Origin of the sequence: Wolbachia endosymbiont (group A) of Andrena hattorfiana, assembly GCF_947179565.1 — a bacterium.
Lineage (GTDB): Bacteria > Pseudomonadota > Alphaproteobacteria > Rickettsiales > Anaplasmataceae > Wolbachia.
Genome location: NZ_CAMXBT010000001.1, coordinates 1 through 17,772, shown reverse-complemented (window position 1 = coordinate 17,772; position 17,772 = coordinate 1). Strand labels below are relative to the sequence as shown.

Genomic DNA, 17,772 nt, shown 5'->3' with positions numbered 1-17,772 from the left:
ATCTCCTCTGTCAGTTAACTCTCGTTCACCAAATTGAATCTTGCTTTTTACATCACATTAACTCATCACTTTTATAGAACATCTCATTAAAATCATCCAAAGTTCCAAAATCTTTATTTTGAACAAATAGATGACCATCTGTTATGTATGCCTTAGGCAGGGTAAATGGTTTATCATAATGCTGCGATGCTGGCCTAACAATTTCATTATATAAAACCATTACTTGCTCGTAGTTATATCCATCACCAGCATGATATTTACCACGTACGGTATCATAAAAATTCTTTATATCATCATATGTCACTTGCAGCTCCACCTCATACTTTCCCACTTCAAGAGGACTTCCTGTCCTTATTTTAAAGGGATGTTGTGCATTTGCAATACTGTTAGAATCTTCTGCTTCACTATCAGAATTTTTATCCATATTTTCTATCACACTTGCCATAACAGTTTCTTGTTCGTCTTCTATTGGTTTTGCTTGTTTTTCAATTTTATTATTGCTACTGTCAGTTTCCACAGTGACTTTTCTTGTTTCCATATCTTTTTGAGCTTTCTCATTACTTTGCTTGCGTATTTCATCTCCATGCAATTTCTCCTGCAGAGCTTTTTCCATGTCAGCATAACCGTCACGATTGCTTTGCAAAGCTGGTTGATCTTCAACATAACTGCTGCTATCATCTGCTTGCATTTGATCTATATAGTTAGATTCTTCTTCCTGTATAGTATTTTTTGTAACTCCCTTAAGGTAATCAAGCATATCTTTTCCAGTCTTTTCCCAACTTGCAGCATCTGCATATTTTCTATCATTATTGATTACATCCTTTAATATTCTTCTATCATCTATCCATTGTTCAGCATGCTCAAATAGCGTCCATCCTTCATTACCACGAATATCAACATCAGCTCCATTCTCTATCAGGTACTTTACTTTGTCCAATTGCCCATGCCTTACTGCATGAATAAGTGGTGTCCAGCCTTCACTATCTCGAACCTCAATATTTGCATTATTCTTTATTAAATATTCTAATATCTCTTGATTTCCTAAATTAACAGCAAAGTGTAAAGGTGCTAAACCGTAACTATCTTTAACATTAACATCTGCACCATGCTCTATTAGGTAATTTGCTACCTCTATATTTTTCATGCTCATGGCAAAATGTAATGGAGATTTACCAGAACTAATATCTCGAGTATTAATATCTACATTGTGATCTATTAAGTATTTAGCTATCTCTGTATGTTTGAGTTCAATAGCATAATGTAGTAGTGTTTGAGCAGAGGTGTTTTTGACATTAAGATCTGTACCATGTTGAGCTAAATATTCTACCATATCCAGGTCACCTAGCTTAACAAAATGGAATATCGGATTACGTATATTAATATCTGCACCATTGTCCACAAGATATTTTACTAAAGCTGTGTTCTTTATAGCATAGTCGAGCGGCCTGAGATTGTGAGCAACTGGAATATTAGGATTTGCACCATGTTCCACTAAGTATTCAACTATTTCCATGTTTCCCGATTTTATGGCATAGTGCAAAGGTGTCTTAAAACAAGAGTAATCAGTTCCTTCGTAATAAATATCTTGAGAATTGAGATTTGCACCTTGATCGATAAGATATTTTGCTATTTCTGTATTTCCTGATTTAATAGCATGATGTAGCGGTGTTTGTCCGGCTTTATCTTTCGCGTCAATATTTGCGCTATGTTCTACAAGTTCGATAACTTCATTCAAATCCCCTGATAAAGAAGCAGAGTGCAAACGCGTCGCACCGGTTACCTCATTTGTTTCATTTATGTTTCCTATAGTATCTTCTGCATTATCTTCTTCAACTGCCCTTTTCTTTCTAGATTTGACTTCACTTTTCACTGTAACTTCTTCGTTCATAGGTTGATCACTAAACATAACTTCTGCATCTATCTGGTTACTATCTTTCTCCAACTCATGAGATAATTTTTCAGATAGCTTATCACCACTCAAATATGGTTCCTTTGAATATTTAGCGTAATTACAGGGATCAGTGCTGTCTGCTGAATAAAACCCACTTTCAAAGTCTGAGTAGAAGCTTTGATTGAGCGCGAAAAATAAATTTTCATAATCAAGTAGCATGTCATAATCAGAGCTAACACAATGCAAGAATTCACTCTCTTCATAATCTGCTATATAGAATTTTTCGGAATCAAGGGTAATTTCATTTGTCCCCTTACCTTCTGCAGTAAACTGTAAAACTACTTCTGAACGCCCGTTACCTACGTCATTACCTTTTACCACTTTAAACAAGGTAATTTCACCTTTTTCTATGAACTCCTTTAATTTCTCATTCTTTTGATCTAATTCTTCTTCTGCTTGTCTTTTCTCTCTTATCAATTTCTCCTCTTTTTCAGTAGCTTCATTTTGCAACTGTAAAAACATCTCTTGTGTGGTTAAGCTATTTGTGTTGCTGAAAAAATTATCTAACATATTTGATGCAATTGGTGACAATTCACCGTGATCATCAAATACTTTTTCCTTTGCCTTATCATAGTGATTTGGGTTATAGATTGCATAAAGAGGATAAAAGCCATAATCTGCTATTGACGCCCTATCAGATGATAGTTCCATTGAGAATCCATAGTGATTAAGTGGAAGATTGGAAGTTAAATATCTACCGTTATCATCCCTAACGTATAGCTCACTTCTACCATTGTGCTCACTATATTTATTGTAGTAGATATAAAAATTCTCATGGTTAAGATTGAAGTGATCATCTAGGTTATCGAATTGAATTGTACTGCCAAGCTTCTCACGCAAAAGATTTTTGCTTTCATCTGTAAGCCTCATACGTGCAGAAAAGTAGTATTGATCTATAGGTTCGCCTTTTTCTATCTCAAAGTTCAAAGTAATCTTGTCGTTGACCATTGGTAGCCTCCAAACATTATGTAAATCTATTCATTATTTTATTTATCAATCATACGGTGTGTACTATGAAAAATGTGTTAAGTATTAAGATTTTTTTTTCTGTATCTAGATAAGGTAACAGTAATCTGTCATTTCAGCGCGTGAAGCTGGAATCCAGCTTTTTAAGTCATGAGAGCTACAAAAAATTACTTTACAAACTCCGCCAGCCCCCTTATCATGAAACTGAAGCTATTTATTTATCTTCGCAATCTGTGCAGGTTAATGACAAAAAACTTAGGGTATTTGGCGTCTCATGTTTAATTTTTCGCACTACGTGCATCGCATGTCTTTAAAAATTTCTAGGTTTTTACCTATAAAAGCCGAAACGCGCTTACAAAGCGTTTAAGACAGCAAAAAACGTCAAATTGACAAGGGAGAATTTGAATGCTAGCTACTACGGGGTTTTTTTGCCTTTTTTCCTGCTTAGTAAATTTCTTAAACACTTGCGGTGTAGGTTAGTTGCAAGTTAAAAGCAGCTAAATCGCTCTTAATCAAGCGTTTTAGAATAAAAAAACGCCGATATTTTAGTACATAGTAAATAGCCAACCACCAATGGGATTTCTTTTGCCTTTTTTTTATTTGGTAAATTTCTTAATGTTTGTAGCTAAAGCAATTTAAGAGACCGAAAATGGTTTCATTCCAGCGCGTGACGCTGGAATCTAGTCTTTATTATGCAGCCACTTATTTAAAGTTAAGTTTTCTGGATCCAAGTAGTCTGGGCACTGGGATGACAAGAAAGAGGCTTGTATCTTGTAAAAAGCATCTAATGTTTTAAGCTTAAGCATTAGATGGAGAAGGGAAGCACTCTGTCATAGGGCTTAGATATAAAATCTGTCAAGTAGATAAGAGCTCCCTTCTCAAAGGTATAGGCTGGACGGTATCGTAGAAAGACCTAAATGGTTCTAATTCTGTATCCGCAAGAATAGCCTTACTTTTCATTTCTAATGGTAACGTATGGGGTTATATACGATCAACAACTTTCTGGGAATAGATGTATCAAAAGATCGCTTTGATGTTTTTCTCTCATTTATAAGTAAAAAAGGAAAACATGAAACTAGGAAAAGAAGCTTTAAGAACGATGATAATGAGTTTCAAGGTCTGCAGAGCTTTCTACAAAAACATAACGTAGAGCAAGTGAAAGCTTGTATGGAAGCTCCTGGTTGTTATAGTGAAGCTCTGGCTGAATTTCTATACAATGCTGGACATTTTGTAAGTATTGTAAATCCTTATTGCATAAAATCTTATGCAATAAGTAAGCTTGTACGACAAAAGAATGATCAGACCGATGCGGAAATTATTGCTGATTACTGCCAAAGACAGTGGTTGGACACCACCTTCTCCTGAGTTAAAAAAACTAAAACATCTTTATCGTTGCTCGGCTGCGTTAAAAGATGAATTGACATTAGTAAATAACCACTTAGAAAAAAAAGAGAGACTGCCTAAAGAAGTTACAAATGCTTGGGAAGACCTTGCAATGAATATAGCTCAAAAAATAGAAACAATAAAAAACTCCATACGTGAACTATTAAAGCAACACAAAGAGTTGTTGGAAAATTTTCAACTTCTATTAACTATTTCAGGCATAGGAGAGGAATCAGCAATAGCTATCTTAGCTGAAGTTCCTGACATAAAAGCTTTTAGAAATGCCAGGCAATTGGCAGCATATGCTGGAGCTATACCACGAAATATAACGTCAGGTTCCTCTGTATATGCCAAGCCCAGATTAAGTAAATCAGGTTCACGAACACTACGTAAGGCAATGTATTTTCCTGCTATAGTAGCTAAAAATCACAATCCTATTATTATGACTTTTTGCAAGAGATTAAAAAAAAAGGCAAGCATAATATGGCCATTGTGGGAGCTGCGATGCATAAGTTACTCCATATTGTTTTTGGTGTTCTAAGTTCAAAGAAGGCTTTTGATCCAGATCATATCAAAAACTACAGGGCAAAGCTGTTGGAGGAAGGTTTACTTAGCTGATTGTTAAAAAAAATACTTTCAATCTTATATGAAATATTGCCTTATTTTGTAATTTTCTTGTTGACGTACAAGAAGGTTGTAAGTTGGAAATGTGATATAAAAAGAAGCAAGAAGAAAGATAACTCTATAAAAATGTGGTTATCGCCAGGCTTGAGCAACCGTAAGACGGTAGTATTATAACATACGTAGATATCAAGGTACTCAAGCCTATCCTTCGAGACGTTTGAATAGTTGTTTGGGACATATATATGCACCCGTTTACAATCTTAAATTTTAACTTAAACTCTCGAGGTTCTTTATGGTTACATCTTATCAAAATTTTATTGGCATTGATATCGGAAAACTTGAATTTTTTACTGCAGTTAATGAACAAAAAGGTGTCATCAAATTTGACAATAGTTGTGTTGGTTGGAAACAACTCTACCAAAAATTTTCAAATATCTTGCCCAACTCCATGGTAATTTTAGAAGCTACAGGAGGTTATGAGCTTGGCTTATTGTATTTTCTTATTGATAGAAACATTGCTGTGCATCGTGCTAATACTCGTCAAGTTAAAAACTTCATTCTATCTCATGGAACTTTGGCAAAGACCGACAGTCTTGATGCAAAAGCGCTTGCCCAATATGGTTCTGAGCGTTGTGGACATTTGCAGCTATTTACACCTATCTCAAAAGAACAAACCACCTTGTTTGCACTTTGTCAGCGTCGTGACGATATTACGAAAATGCTTGTTCAAGAGAAGAATAGGCTAAAAACTCCTGGAAATGATTACATTAAGGAAAGTTGTCAACAAGCTATTGAATTCCTCAACAACCAGGTAGAAAAGCTTGATCAAGCTATACAAAAAATAGTCAATGAAAATCCTGAATTGCAACGATGCCAAAAAATTCTTGAAACAGTCCCTGGAATAGGTAGAAAAACCTCTCAATGTTTATTGTGTCTCATACCGGAACTTGGTTCTTTAAATAAAAGGCAAATTGCAAGCCTTGCAGGTGTTGCGCCTCATCCTAAGGAAAGTGGTAAAGCTATTGGCTACCGAAGGATTATAGGTGGAAGAAGTAACGTTCGTTCAAAGCTTTTTACAGCTGCCATGGCTGCTACAAGGTCCAAATCTGCACTTAGTGCCTTTTATTCTAAGCTTATTGAAAGTGGTAAGAAGAAGATGGTGGCTATAACAGCTCTAATGCGTAAAATAATAGTGATTGCTAATGCAAGGCTTAAAGAAGCAGTTAATTTGCATATTTAAAAATTTACATAGCAATAACTGAAATTGGTTAATGAATATGCGCTTTTAATGTGTGTGGACGCGCATATTCATTAACCAATTTCAGTTATTGCTGTGGTGGCTGTTTGATACAAAATTCTGTTTCTATAACAAATGGGTTTTTATTGCCCATATGAAGTTGCAAAATTACAAATAAAAAATTTTTAAAAAAACATAGTTGATATTTGGGGAAGAAACGCCTAGATACTCAAAGAAATATCTGATACCAAGATTAGCTTATAGAATGCAGGAGGAAGCGTATGGAGAAATGTCAAGAAAAGTAGCAAAAAGACTAGAGTATCTAGCAGATCGGCTAGAGAAGGGAAAAAGAATAAGTAGTGACAAATTGCCAGTAGCAGGAACGGAGCTGATATTAGAAAGGGGTGAAGAGACGCATGCAGTGATGGTAACAGATAAGGGTTTAATCTACCGAGAAGAATTTTATACGTCATTATCAGCAGTAGCAGGCAGAATAACGGGAATGAGCTATAATCGGCCTCTCCTATTTGGAATGAGAGACAAGGAGAAAAGATGCTAAAAGAAGTAAGGTGCGCAATTTATACAAGAAAATCGAATGAAGACGGTCTAGAACAAAAGTTTAATAGTCTTGACGCGCAGCGAGTAGCATGTGAAAAATATATAAAGAGCAAAGAGGGCTGGGTAGCATTGGCAAGAAAGTATGACAATGGAGGCTTTTCAGGGAGTAATTTAAATAGACCAGCGATAAAGGAATTGTTTGAAGATGTAAAGGCAGGAGAAGTAGATTGTGTAGTAGTATATACGCTGGACAGGTTATCAAGGGAAACAAAAGACAGCATAGAAGTAACGTCATTTTTTAGAAGGCATAGAGTAAATTTTATAGCAGTAACACAAATATTTGACAATAATACGCCAATGGGAAAGTTTGTACAAACAGTGTTATCAGGAGCAGCGCAACTAGAAAGAGAAATGATAGTAGAGAGAGTAAAAAATAAAATAGCAACATCAAAAGAACAAGGTTTATGGATGGGAGGAACTTTGCCGCTAGGGTATGATGTAAAAGATAAGGAATTAATAATAAATGAAAAAGAAGCAAAGACGGTGAAGCATATATTTGCAAGGTATGTAGAGCTGAAGTCAATGGCAGCATTGGCAAGAGAGTTAAACAGAGAAGGATATCGAACGAAAGCAAAATCAGATATCTTTAAAAAGGCAACGGTAAGGAGAATAATAACAAATCCAATATACATGGGAAAGATAAGACATTATGAGAAACAGTATAAAGGAAAGCATGAGGCGATAATAGAAGAAGAAAAATGGCAAAAAGCGCAGGAATTGATAAAGAATCAACCATATAGAAAAGTAAAATATGAGGAAGCATTGCTTAGGGGAATAATTAAGTGCAAGAGCTGCAGTGTAAATATGACGCTGACATACTCAAAAAAAGAAAATAAAAGGTACCGATATTATATATGTAATAACCATTTAAGAGGAAAGAATTGTGAATCAGTAAATCGAACAATAGTAGCCGGAGAAGTAGAAAAGGAAATAATGAAGAGAACAGAAGGTTTATATGAAAATTGGGAAAAAGGAGCAAGAAAAGAAAAATGGGAAAATTTAAGTTTTGGAAAACAGAAGGAAGTAGTGAAAAAGTTAATAAAAACAGTATTGGTGAAAGAAGATGGAATAGAAGTGCATTCTGAATCAGAGGAAAAATTTATACCAATAAAGAAGAAAGGAAATAAATGCACAGTAGTAGAACCAGAAGGAAAAACAAATAATGCGTTACTCAAAGCAGTGGTGAGAGCCCATCTGTGGAAACGTCAGCTAGAGGAAGGAAAATATGCAAGTCTGAAAGAGCTGAGCGTTAAAATTAATATAGGTACAAGACGTATACAGCAAATTTTGAGGTTGAATTATTTAGCACCAAAAATTAAAGAAGACATAGTAAATGGAAGACAGCCAAGAAGTTTAAAGCTAGCTGATTTGAGGGAAATGCCGGTACTGTGGAGTGAACAAATGAAGAGATTTTATGGTTTTAATTGCACCGTTTAACAAAAGGAAATGAATAGTCTTGACGTGAACCAGTGTTACAAAAACTGACATTAAATTATATGAGGATATTAGTATGAATAGTAAAGATTTTTAATTTATATATGAAACCAGAGCAAACTATTGAGCAAGAGTCAAACTCACATAACAACCCCTTTTCTGCTGAAATAGAACCATGTTTTTATAGTAAAGGAAATCCTATATACGAAAAACATCAAATCAACCAATTGTAACTGGTATCAGCGTTATTGGTAAGCTGTGTTGCACTTTATGTTTTGAACATTTCCATTCATTTTGCAGTGGCAGCAGATGTGGGAATGACGTGTATGGGTTTTGCGCTGTATAACCAAGCTCGAGAAAGTGGAAGACATAGACCTGTATGTTATTACACAATCTCCTTCAAACCGAGGACAAAATGTTATGCTCAAAGCTTCAGGTAAATGGTAAACTTTTCTAGAACAATCTCTAAATTATTAACTCAATACTTATTTACCTACTATTCTTTTATTTAATAATTTTAGCTACCTTATGAACATACTAATATTCCTTTCGAAGCTTCCATCTTTTGCAGTTGGTCTAAACTATCAATTGACCTCATAAGAGTAGAAGGAACACCTGATTCTTTCACTACAAAATCTGATTGTTTAATAGTTTCAGCTAACTCTATAAGTATTCCGCAGTTTCTTTCAAAATCTCCACCTTTTACAGCTTGTAAAACACTTTTTCCCCCTAAAAGACAGCTTTCCCCTAGACTTGATTGATCTTTTAACTTGTCAAACTTCTCCTTGCTCTTTTCATCAAGCTCTACCTTTATTCTATTACTACCTTCATCCCTAGGACCTAGATAAATACTAATCTTTCCTACCTCAGTAGAAAAAGACATCTCGATGCTACCTTCTAAGACATCTGTGTAGTTCCTTTTTCCTCCTACACTTTCAACTCTTACTATACTTTCTCCAATCTGCAAAATGCCACTTTCTATATTGAAATTTTCATTCACCTTACTATTTATAACCTTCACAACTTCAACAATACTGTTTTGTGGCCACCTAAAAAAAGCAAGATTGTTATCCACTTCTACTGTTAGATCATCATCTTGAGCTTGTTCATTCTTGTTTACTAAACCTTCATATGCTATACTTTTTAGTTCTTTCTTAATTTTTTCGCATTCTGCAAAAATAGGCTCATCATTTCCGTACATAATTTCATCTATCATTCTATGATCGTAAAAATCAGAGTTTATTTTCGCACCTGCTAATAATAGCTTACTGACAATACTGAATAAAGGTTTTTCACTCTCCTCCCACTCATCTATTGCCTCTTCCCCGTTTTCTTTATACCGTGATCTAGTAGTAGGAGTTATACGAATAACACTATTAGCAATATCAATTATTTTGCTGAATACAAAATTTGACACAGTGCATTCATATTGATCACAGCATAAATTTAGTCTTATTTTCCTTTTCAAATACTCATCTATTAAATGTTCTATCTTTTCTAGAGTGACCTCTGCAGAATTTTCGTATCTATTTTCATGAAACTTTTTCATTATATTTTCCATCTTTTCACGAAACTCATTAATCAAAACTTTTTCGCTCTCAGTCAACAGATTTGTTAAATTCATTAAAATTGAGTTCTCTGGAACAAAAGAACTTTCAACAACAGTATTTTTGTCTTCAATAACGGACTCATTCCAGTCATCATCACTTTGTTCTTGACTTAACAATGATGCATTGCCTTCAATGGTTTGCCGACCAAAACGTTCCGTATGCTGTTCTTCATTAGCTAACCCACCATTTGCATAAACCTGCTCATTCTTTGAAATACATTCTAACACCATACTCCCTTAACCTATGAATACATTATCTACAACAATTAGCACAAATGAAAGCTAATGCAAGTATAATTTTTCTAATACCAATTTCCGTTAGTTATAAAACACATGAAAAAGAGCTGTTTTTGCCTATAATTGAGAAGTTAAACAAATTTATCATTTGTGTTCCCAATAACGAATGTTGATATTAGCCGCATGATGCATACGCTACTTTTAAATTTGATCAAACTTAATTAAAAAAGCAATGATTTTCAATAATTTACCTAAAATCTAATTCACAGTTGGGATGAGAACAGTGTTACAGAAACTGACACTTGATTATATACTAAAGCAAAATCACTCCAGATGCAAAAGTGGTTAGCTGCATAATTTACCTAGCAATTCCTCTCCTAGAATCAGAAACTCTTCTTGAATCTTCATCTTACGTTTTACCCATGAACCCTTCTGCTTATTGGATTCGCTTATTACTTCAGGACGCATTAATCCACCAGATCTAGGAAAAACTCCTCGGTCTATAGCTTCAATAAACGATAAACCTCACAATAAGCAATTTTGTCCTATTTCTTCACAATCTTCTATTCCTTTATTGTAACTTTCTATTTCCTTCAGTAGAAGTGCACCTTCTTTACTCACTTCTACTTTTATCGAATTTTTATTTTCTTCATGAGGGCATAATCTAACTTTTAATTCTCCCAAACTAGTATAGAAAGTTAATATTACATCGCTGCCTTCTGTAAGAACCTGTTTAAAATCCCAAAGAGATGAGCTAAAGTAGGAACAGGTAAATAATGAGGTATATAAATGAGTCAAAGGTATCCAAGCGACATAAGTCGAGAGCAATTTGAAAAAATCAAACCAATTTTAGAAAGTAGGAAAAAGAAAACGAGACCAAGATTAATTGATATATACGAAGTATTTTGTGGACGTGCTAAAAAGTGGTTGTCAGTGGAGAATGTTACCAAAAGAGTTTCCAAGGTGGGAAAACATATATTACTATTTTCAAATGTGGAATAAAAAAAATGGAGAAGAACCAAGTTTGCTGGAATTGGTCTTAAAAAAAATTAGTTGGAGAGGTCCGACAAAACAGTGGTCGGAAAGAGAAAACCAGTTTCTGCATAATTGATGCTCAAAGTGTAAAAAACACAGATACTGCTGAAAAAAAGGGCTATGATGCAGGCAAAAAGATTTCAGGCATAAAACGTCATATAGCAGTTGATATTCAAGGGTTACCACATGCAATTTATGTGACAACGGCAGAAACAACCGATCGTAGCAGTGCTGTGAGAATGGTTGAGAATGCAAGAGAAAACCTCTCTGAAGTTCAAAATATACTAGTTGATGCAGGCTATACAGGAGAAAATTTTGCAAGACAAATAAAAGCCATTATTGGTGCAACTGTTGAAGTAATAAAGCGAAGTGAATTACACTCTTTTGCTGTATTACCAAAAAGATGGGTTGTTGAGAGATCTTTTGCTTGGTTAGAAAAATGTAGACGGTTATGGAAAAATTGCGAGCGAAAACTTAACACTAGCCTACAAATGGTTGTTCTTTCCTTCATCTCTCTTCTATTGAGGAGATTTTAAACAGGTTCTAAGAACAGAAGAAGGAAAGTTATATTTGTTTGTTGCAATAGATAGAACATCCAAATTCACCTATGTTGAGCTGCATAAAAGTGCTACAAAACTCATAGCTACTGAGTTTTTACGTAATTTGATTAAAATTTTACCATATAAAATCCACACTATTTTGACAGATAACGGTATACAGTTTACCAATCAGAAGCACCTTAAGAACGCTTTTCAACACATATTCGATAGTGTTTGTGAAGAAAATAATATTGAGCATCGTCTAACAAAAGTTAGCCATCCTTGGACAAATGGACAAGTTGAGCGTATGTATTAGTTCTCTCTTTTGCGTTTGAAGCTGTAGCTGTAGATGGAACTGGAGCTAGACTGGACACAACAGCAGACGTAATATGTAAAATAATGGAGTACGCTCGCAAACTAGGTGGACCGATGATCACGATAGTGATAATAGGTGCGGCTTTGCTTGCAATATTCGGCAGAATGCCGTGGCCTGCGCTTTTTGCATTGGGTACGTTTACTGCTGTGTTTTTCGGCGCTCCTACAGTTGTAAGTGCAATAAAACCGGATGCAATATCATGTAAGTAGAGCCTTCTGCTAGTCCTGCAAACGAAAGATGCTGCAAGTCTCAAAAGTTTTAGGTAAGTGGTACTTCTTGTATCATTTACTTAAATCTAATCAGAGTAAAGTAGGACAAAATAAAAATTATCGGAAGCGTGATGAAAAAAGACCTGCTGCGAAATTGTATGTACTAATTTCAGGATGAATGAAAGACCTGCCGCAAAACAAAAATGGAGTATTTTTTTTAAGAGAGAGGTAAAAGAAGCCAAAATACGCCTTGAAAAAGCGATACAAGCTGGAGAGGAAGTGCAGGCAAGAGTAAAAGCTATTAGTTTATTGTATGATGAAGCAGAAGATTTATTCAATATATCTAGGAAGATCAGATGTAATCAGGCTGCGGAAGAATCTTTAGAGCAACAATATACTTTTCTAGTTTTAAATACAGACTATAAAGAAAAAATTAAGGGTATTTGCAATGAATACAGAAGCCTCAAAGAAGAGTTAAAGAGTAAGCAATCTATTGGTAAGGAAGAATTTGATAAGTTGTCGAAGTTAAATGATGAATTTAATAGATTAAACAAAAACTTTATTAAGCGTGAACAAAAAGAAAATGAATCTGCAAAAGATGACTTAAAATTTGATGATGTGGCTATCAACGAATTGAGGTCTCATGTAATTGCAGAAATAAAACAGGCAAGAGCTGCTGCTGAGGAGGAAAGAAAAATATTAAAAGAGGAACAGAAAGTAGCCGAGAAGATAATGATGCAATTACAAATGTCAGATTTAGCACAAACAGCAAGCCCTGCATTTAACAACGTAACTAATGAACCAGTTGCAGGTCCTTCTTGGCAGATATGAGAGATTTAAAATTTTTGAAAGGCTTGAACTAATATAGAAAAGATTTTATAAAAACATCAGCCTATTAGTGCCATGACAAATTTAGTTATTTACTTTTTACAAAAACCACAAAAAAGTACCTACCTTCGTGAGAGCGATTTAAATAAAAGCAGCGTTGTGAAAATAAAAGCTTGAAATTGTTGTAACAAAACTAAGTAAATTAATTCATATCTAAATGCGGCAAAAATAGGCTAATATAGCTAGTTTTGTGGTATAGTAGAATTATTATAAAGAAAAGTTCGAACGGTACACTTGGTAGTCCAATCCATCCCAAAACAAAAAGCTCTCACCGCTCTTGGTTTTGACCACTGGAAATGGTTGATTTGCTTGAGATTTTAATAATATATAATGCTAAATTAATGGTAATATACCCAAGAATGAAAAAAATTTTAGGCAAAATTATAATAAGAAATAGATCTTTTTTTCTGTCAATGCAGAAATTCCTTTAATTTCCTATATGAAGTTTTCGTAACCCCAATCTTTGAAATAGGTGATTGTCTTGCTCAGGTAGTGGATTTTGAGCTGTAAGTAGCTTTTCACCGTAAAAAATTGAATTAGCACCTGCAAGGAAACACAATGCTTGCAATTCATCTGACATTTTTTCTCGCCCAGCTGATAAACGTACATAAGATTTTGGCATCATAATTCTGGCTATTGCGATAGTACGAACAAAATCAAACGGATCAACGTCGGCCACATTCTCAAGTGGAGTTCCAGGAATTTTTATCAGCATATTAATTGGTACTGATTCTGGAGGATTATCCAAATTAGCAATGAGAACTAGCATTTTTATTCGATCCTCATTAGTCTCACCCATACCAAGAATACCACCACAACAGACCTTAATCCCAGATGCGCGTACGTGTTCTAACGTTTTTAAGCGATCTTGGAGAATACGTGTAGTTATGACTTTATGATAATATTCTTCAGATGTATCAATATTATGGTTGTAAAAATCTAAGCCAGCTTCCTTTAGCATATTTGCTTGGTAATCTTTTAACAACCCAAGAGTCACACACGTTTCAAGGCCCAATTTTTTCACCTCTTTGACCATTTCGCAAACAATTTTTAAATCTTGATCACGTGGACCACGCCAAGCTGCTCCCATACAGAAACGACTACTTCCAGCCTCTTTTGCACATTTTGCTGCTTCAATTACCTCAGCAATTTCTAACAAAGGCTCTTTTTGTAACTCGGTGTTATAGTGTGCTGATTGGGGACAGTAAGAACAATTTTCTGGGCAGCTACCTGTTTTAATACTTAAAAGTGTACTAATTTGCACTCCACTAGGATTAAATTGCTTCCTATGTTCTGTTTGTGCTGTATAAATTAGCTCAGGAAATGGAAGATTAAAGATTTGTTCTGCCTTGGCAAAAGCCCATTCTTCTGTCATAATTTAACACCTCTTAATAGATAGGTTATGTATAAACCATATGAAAAATATCATAATATACTAAAGAGTAAAGGAAAATATCGCCAATTGCCAAAAGCTATCCTGGAGAGTTTTATCAACTTTTCTACCAACGATTACCTTGGCCTAAGTCAGTCAGAAGTACTATTTGATGCAGCAAAGCTCTCTGGAGTACAGTTTGGAGTAGGATCCACTGGTTCTCGGTTGCTTTCAGGTAATAAAAAAATATTTGAAGACCTTGAGAAGAGGATTGCCCAAGACAAAGGAACTGAGTCAGCTCTTATCTTTAATTCAGGTTTTCAGGCCAATATAACGGTTCTTGCAAGCTTGTTAGATCAATCAGTGTTGGGTAACAAGCCTATTGTCTTTTTTGATAAATTAAATCATGCAAGTTTATATCAAGCTGTATTTTTAAGTGATGCTGAGTTTGTACGGTATCAACATAACGATATGAATCACTTGAGTAATTTACTTATAAAATTTAAAAATGACTTAAGATCGAAGTTCATTGTTACTGAAACAATTTTCGGTATGGATGGAGATATTGTATCAATAGAGGAAATCTTTGCTCTTAGTAAGGAATATGAAGCTTTTCTGTATTTAGATGAAGCACATGCAACAGGCATTATTGGTCGTAATGGATATGGCTTATCTACCTACATTAACCTTCAGAAAGTTCCACATCTAGTCTTGGGTACTTTTAGTAAAGCTTTAGGGTGCTTTGGTGCGTATGTTGCTTGTTCTAATGTTATAAAGAATTACCTAATCAATAAATGTCCAGGGTTTATTTATTCAACCTCTCTTTCTCCAATGATAATTGGTGCAGCAGCCAAAAGTTGGGATTTAGTAAAACATTTTACTAATCAACGCCAGACTTTATCCTTTAAGGCTGCAAATTTGAGAAACAACCTGCAAAATCTTGGATTTAACACAGGTAATTCAGTTACACACATTATACCAATAGTTCTAGGTGATGAGGATACTGTAATGAGTGCAAAAGAAAAGCTTTTGAAACAAGGGTTGGTTGTTTCTGCTATACGTCCACCTACTGTTCCTTCTGGAACATCAAGATTACGTATTGCACTCAATGTGAATCATACTGAAAGCAACCTAGACTATTTAGTGCATGTTCTTCAGCAAATATGAACTATTACTTTGTATTTTGTCACGGTTGGGGATTTGATTATAAGTTCTTTCAACCTCTTATAAATAAATATTTTTCTAAAATTCCTTACTATTGTTTAGATCTTGGTTATTTTGGAGAAGAAAACCTAAACTTACCAGAAGATGGTGCACTTATTGGTATTGGACATTCTCTTGGACTAATAAAACTAGCTTCCTTAAATGTAAAGTTTAATGGACTTATCGGTGTACAAGCTTTTATCAATTTTTTAGGATTTGATTTACGATTACACAAAAAACGCAAGTTAGAGTTGAAAACGATGATACAGCACTTTCGAATGGATCCAGTAGATACCCTGATGTCCTTCCATAAAAAATGCGGCTTAAACTACAACTCTTTTAATCGGTTAAATAAAGCAAAACTAATGCAGGATTTAGAGCTACTCACCACAGTACATCAGCTACCACGCACATCACTATTAATATTAGGTGCAACAAATGATACAATCGTACCCCAGGAACTTATCTATGATAACTTCAATAAAGATGTTAAAGTTGTTATGCATAGCAGAGGTTACCATAGTCTAGGGTTATGCGAATATCATTTTGTGTACGAGCAAATTATAAGTTTTTGTAATGGAATTACAAAAGAGATACATACAGGACAATTTTAGCAGAGCAAGCTCGTCTTATGATAATGTAGCTTTTGTTCAAAAAGAATGTGCTGCAAAGCTAATCAATTTGTTAAAAAGTTGTTTTCCTGAATTTCATCCACGATCTATTTTAGATTTGGGTACAGGTACAGGCTACATTCCAGAAATTTTGTTTAGTTTCTTTCTGCAAAGCAAGTTCACTTTAAATGACATATCACCTAGTATGTTGGCAAAAACAAAAGAAAAATTAGCAGTATATAAGGAAGTTGCATTCATCTTAGGCGATATGGAAACACTAGACTTTGGCTTTCACGATCTTACCATTTCAAACCTAGCACTTCAATGGGTGCGCAATTTAAAAAAGATGATAAAGAAATCATACAATAGTTCAAATGTCTTTGTTTTTTCGTGTTTACTGGATGGTACATTTAATGAATGGTCTAGAGTCTTTACAAAATCCTTATTACCTGCACCAACTCATCAGTATCCATCTAAACAAGAATTAGAAAGCTATTTACTTCACCTGAAACCAAAAAAATATTTTTTCGACTCACAAGAATTCACATTGTGTTTTCCAAGCGCAAGTGAATTTATTAGATACCTTAGGAATCTAGGAGCAAATCAAAGTAGCCAAGCAATTTTTTTTCCTGATCTAAGGAAGATCGTAAAAACCTATACTGGCAAGATTAATGTTACCTATAAAGTATTTTTTGGAATTTTAAGTAGATGCAGATCTTTGTAACAGGAACAGATACCGACGTTGGTAAGACTACTATAAGCAGTTGGCTCTGCCTACACACTGGGTATTCGTATTTCAAACCCATCCAGACTGGAAGTACTCTAGGTACAGATAGTCATCAAATGAGCAATTTGACTAACGCCAACGTTTATAAAGAAAATTTTGTTTATAAAAGACCCCTATCTCCCCACTTGGCAGCTTCGCTGGAGAATGATAGCATTAATATCGATAGGATTAGCTTGCCCAAAACACATAACTTAATCGTAGAGGGTGCTGGAGGAGTTTTAGTTCCAATCAATAAAACCACACTAATGGTCGATTTAATCAAAAAACTCGCCATTCCAACAATTCTAGTTGCAAGGTCTACACTTAGCACAATTAATCACACATTGCTCAGCTTAGAAGCGCTACGTGCTAGAAATATTCCTATTTTGGGGATAATCTTAAATGGACTACCCAATCAAGATAATCTTGAAGCAATAGAATTTTATGGTAGAGCACAGGTGTTAGCATCAGTACCCAAACTGCAACAAGTTGATAGAGAACATCTGATGCAAATACCACTCTCAAATCGATTAAAAGCTATCTTGGAACAATGAATTTAAGCGAACGTGACAGAAAAATCATATGGCATCCTTTTACGCAAGAGAAAGTAGCCAAATTTCCAATTGCAATTAAGAAAGCTCATGGGTCATATCTTTATGATGAGAATAATAAACCATACCTCGATCTGATTTCCAGTTGGTGGGTAAATCTGCA

14 protein-coding genes and 5 pseudogenes are annotated in these 17,772 nt (G+C 34.8%); 14 read left to right on the top strand and 5 right to left on the bottom strand.

The genetic code is table 11. From position 1 onward, the window contains the following. Window positions 1–52: 52 nt before the first annotated feature. A complete protein-coding gene (locus OM966_RS00100) occupies window positions 53–2,899 on the bottom strand; it encodes an ankyrin repeat domain-containing protein (RefSeq protein WP_264328358.1) in 2,847 nt (948 codons plus the stop codon). Window positions 2,900–3,892: 993 nt separating this feature from the next. Here OM966_RS00100 and OM966_RS00095 point away from each other — a divergent pair. The 6 genes and pseudogenes from OM966_RS00095 to OM966_RS00070 all read left to right on the top strand — a co-directional run bounded on the left by OM966_RS00095 (window position 3,893) and on the right by OM966_RS00070 (window position 8,446). Further along, window positions 3,893–4,918 (top strand): annotated as a pseudogene (locus OM966_RS00095) (IS110 family RNA-guided transposase). Then, on the top strand, window positions 4,919–5,098 hold the full coding sequence (locus OM966_RS00090; RefSeq protein WP_264328357.1) for a hypothetical protein: 180 nt from the start codon (window positions 4,919–4,921) through the stop codon (window positions 5,096–5,098). It begins immediately after the preceding pseudogene. A 118-nt stretch (window positions 5,099–5,216) separates the two neighbouring features. Further along, complete coding sequence (locus tag OM966_RS00085; protein WP_264328356.1) at window positions 5,217–6,164, top strand: IS110 family transposase; 948 nt, start codon at window positions 5,217–5,219, stop codon at window positions 6,162–6,164. 199 nt (window positions 6,165–6,363) lie between these two features. Next, window positions 6,364–6,720 (top strand): annotated as a pseudogene (locus tag OM966_RS00080) (DUF2924 domain-containing protein); the annotation flags it as partial. After that, entirely contained in the window at window positions 6,714–8,216 is a 1,503-nt protein-coding gene (locus OM966_RS00075; RefSeq protein WP_264328354.1) for a recombinase family protein, read from the top strand. The pseudogene OM966_RS00080 and the gene OM966_RS00075, both read left to right, overlap by 7 nt. A gap of 101 nt (window positions 8,217–8,317) precedes the next feature. Then, window positions 8,318–8,446, top strand: a complete 129-nt coding sequence (locus OM966_RS00070; protein ID WP_264328353.1) for a hypothetical protein — start codon at window positions 8,318–8,320, stop codon at window positions 8,444–8,446. A gap of 293 nt (window positions 8,447–8,739) precedes the next feature. On the opposite strand, the gene OM966_RS00065 is transcribed toward OM966_RS00070, so the two are convergent. The 3 genes from OM966_RS00065 to OM966_RS00055 form a co-directional block, all read right to left on the bottom strand. Then, the gene (locus OM966_RS00065; protein WP_264328352.1) at window positions 8,740–10,053 is read right to left on the bottom strand and encodes a hypothetical protein; all 1,314 of its coding nucleotides are present in this window, start codon (window positions 10,051–10,053) and stop codon (window positions 8,740–8,742) included. 351 nt (window positions 10,054–10,404) lie between these two features. Continuing rightward, window positions 10,405–10,527: a hypothetical protein gene (locus OM966_RS00060; protein WP_264328351.1), complete on the bottom strand. Its 123-nt coding sequence runs from the start codon at window positions 10,525–10,527 to the stop codon at window positions 10,405–10,407. A gap of 57 nt (window positions 10,528–10,584) precedes the next feature. After that, entirely contained in the window at window positions 10,585–10,857 is a 273-nt protein-coding gene (locus tag OM966_RS00055) for a hypothetical protein (RefSeq protein ID WP_065095500.1), read from the bottom strand. Here OM966_RS00055 and OM966_RS07280 point away from each other — a divergent pair. From OM966_RS07280 to OM966_RS00030, 4 genes and pseudogenes are all read left to right on the top strand, one after another. Then, window positions 10,849–11,630 (top strand): annotated as a pseudogene (locus OM966_RS07280) (IS5 family transposase). The gene OM966_RS00055 and the pseudogene OM966_RS07280 overlap by 9 nt on opposite strands. 7 nt (window positions 11,631–11,637) lie before the next feature. Further along, window positions 11,638–11,943 (top strand): annotated as a pseudogene (locus OM966_RS00040) (DDE-type integrase/transposase/recombinase); the annotation flags it as partial. A gap of 2 nt (window positions 11,944–11,945) precedes the next feature. Further along, a pseudogene (locus OM966_RS00035) lies at window positions 11,946–12,218 on the top strand (TrbC/VirB2 family protein); the annotation flags it as partial. 174 nt (window positions 12,219–12,392) lie between these two features. Then, the gene (locus OM966_RS00030; protein ID WP_264328349.1) at window positions 12,393–13,049 is read left to right on the top strand and encodes a hypothetical protein; all 657 of its coding nucleotides are present in this window, start codon (window positions 12,393–12,395) and stop codon (window positions 13,047–13,049) included. A gap of 484 nt (window positions 13,050–13,533) precedes the next feature. Here OM966_RS00030 and bioB read toward each other — a convergent pair whose 3' ends face one another. Beyond that, complete coding sequence (gene bioB, locus OM966_RS00025) at window positions 13,534–14,484, bottom strand: biotin synthase BioB (RefSeq protein ID WP_405197130.1); 951 nt, start codon at window positions 14,482–14,484, stop codon at window positions 13,534–13,536. A gap of 24 nt (window positions 14,485–14,508) precedes the next feature. Between bioB and OM966_RS00020 the strand changes: the two genes are divergently transcribed. Genes OM966_RS00020 through bioD form a run of 4 tightly spaced genes read left to right on the top strand, consistent with a single transcriptional unit; the run spans window position 14,509 to window position 17,612 of the window. Next, the gene (locus OM966_RS00020; RefSeq protein ID WP_264328347.1) at window positions 14,509–15,645 is read left to right on the top strand and encodes an aminotransferase class I/II-fold pyridoxal phosphate-dependent enzyme; all 1,137 of its coding nucleotides are present in this window, start codon (window positions 14,509–14,511) and stop codon (window positions 15,643–15,645) included. Then, on the top strand, window positions 15,642–16,295 hold the full coding sequence (locus OM966_RS00015) for an alpha/beta fold hydrolase (RefSeq protein WP_065095355.1): 654 nt from the start codon (window positions 15,642–15,644) through the stop codon (window positions 16,293–16,295). Before OM966_RS00020 ends, OM966_RS00015 begins: the two co-directional genes overlap by 4 nt. Beyond that, on the top strand, window positions 16,258–17,016 hold the full coding sequence (locus OM966_RS00010) for a methyltransferase domain-containing protein (RefSeq protein ID WP_264328346.1): 759 nt from the start codon (window positions 16,258–16,260) through the stop codon (window positions 17,014–17,016). The genes OM966_RS00015 and OM966_RS00010 overlap by 38 nt, the downstream gene beginning before the upstream one ends. Then, window positions 17,001–17,612, top strand: coding sequence for a dethiobiotin synthase (gene bioD / locus OM966_RS00005; RefSeq protein ID WP_065095357.1), 612 nt, complete (start codon window positions 17,001–17,003; stop codon window positions 17,610–17,612). The genes OM966_RS00010 and bioD overlap by 16 nt, the downstream gene beginning before the upstream one ends. The last annotated feature ends 160 nt before the right edge of the window (window positions 17,613–17,772 follow it).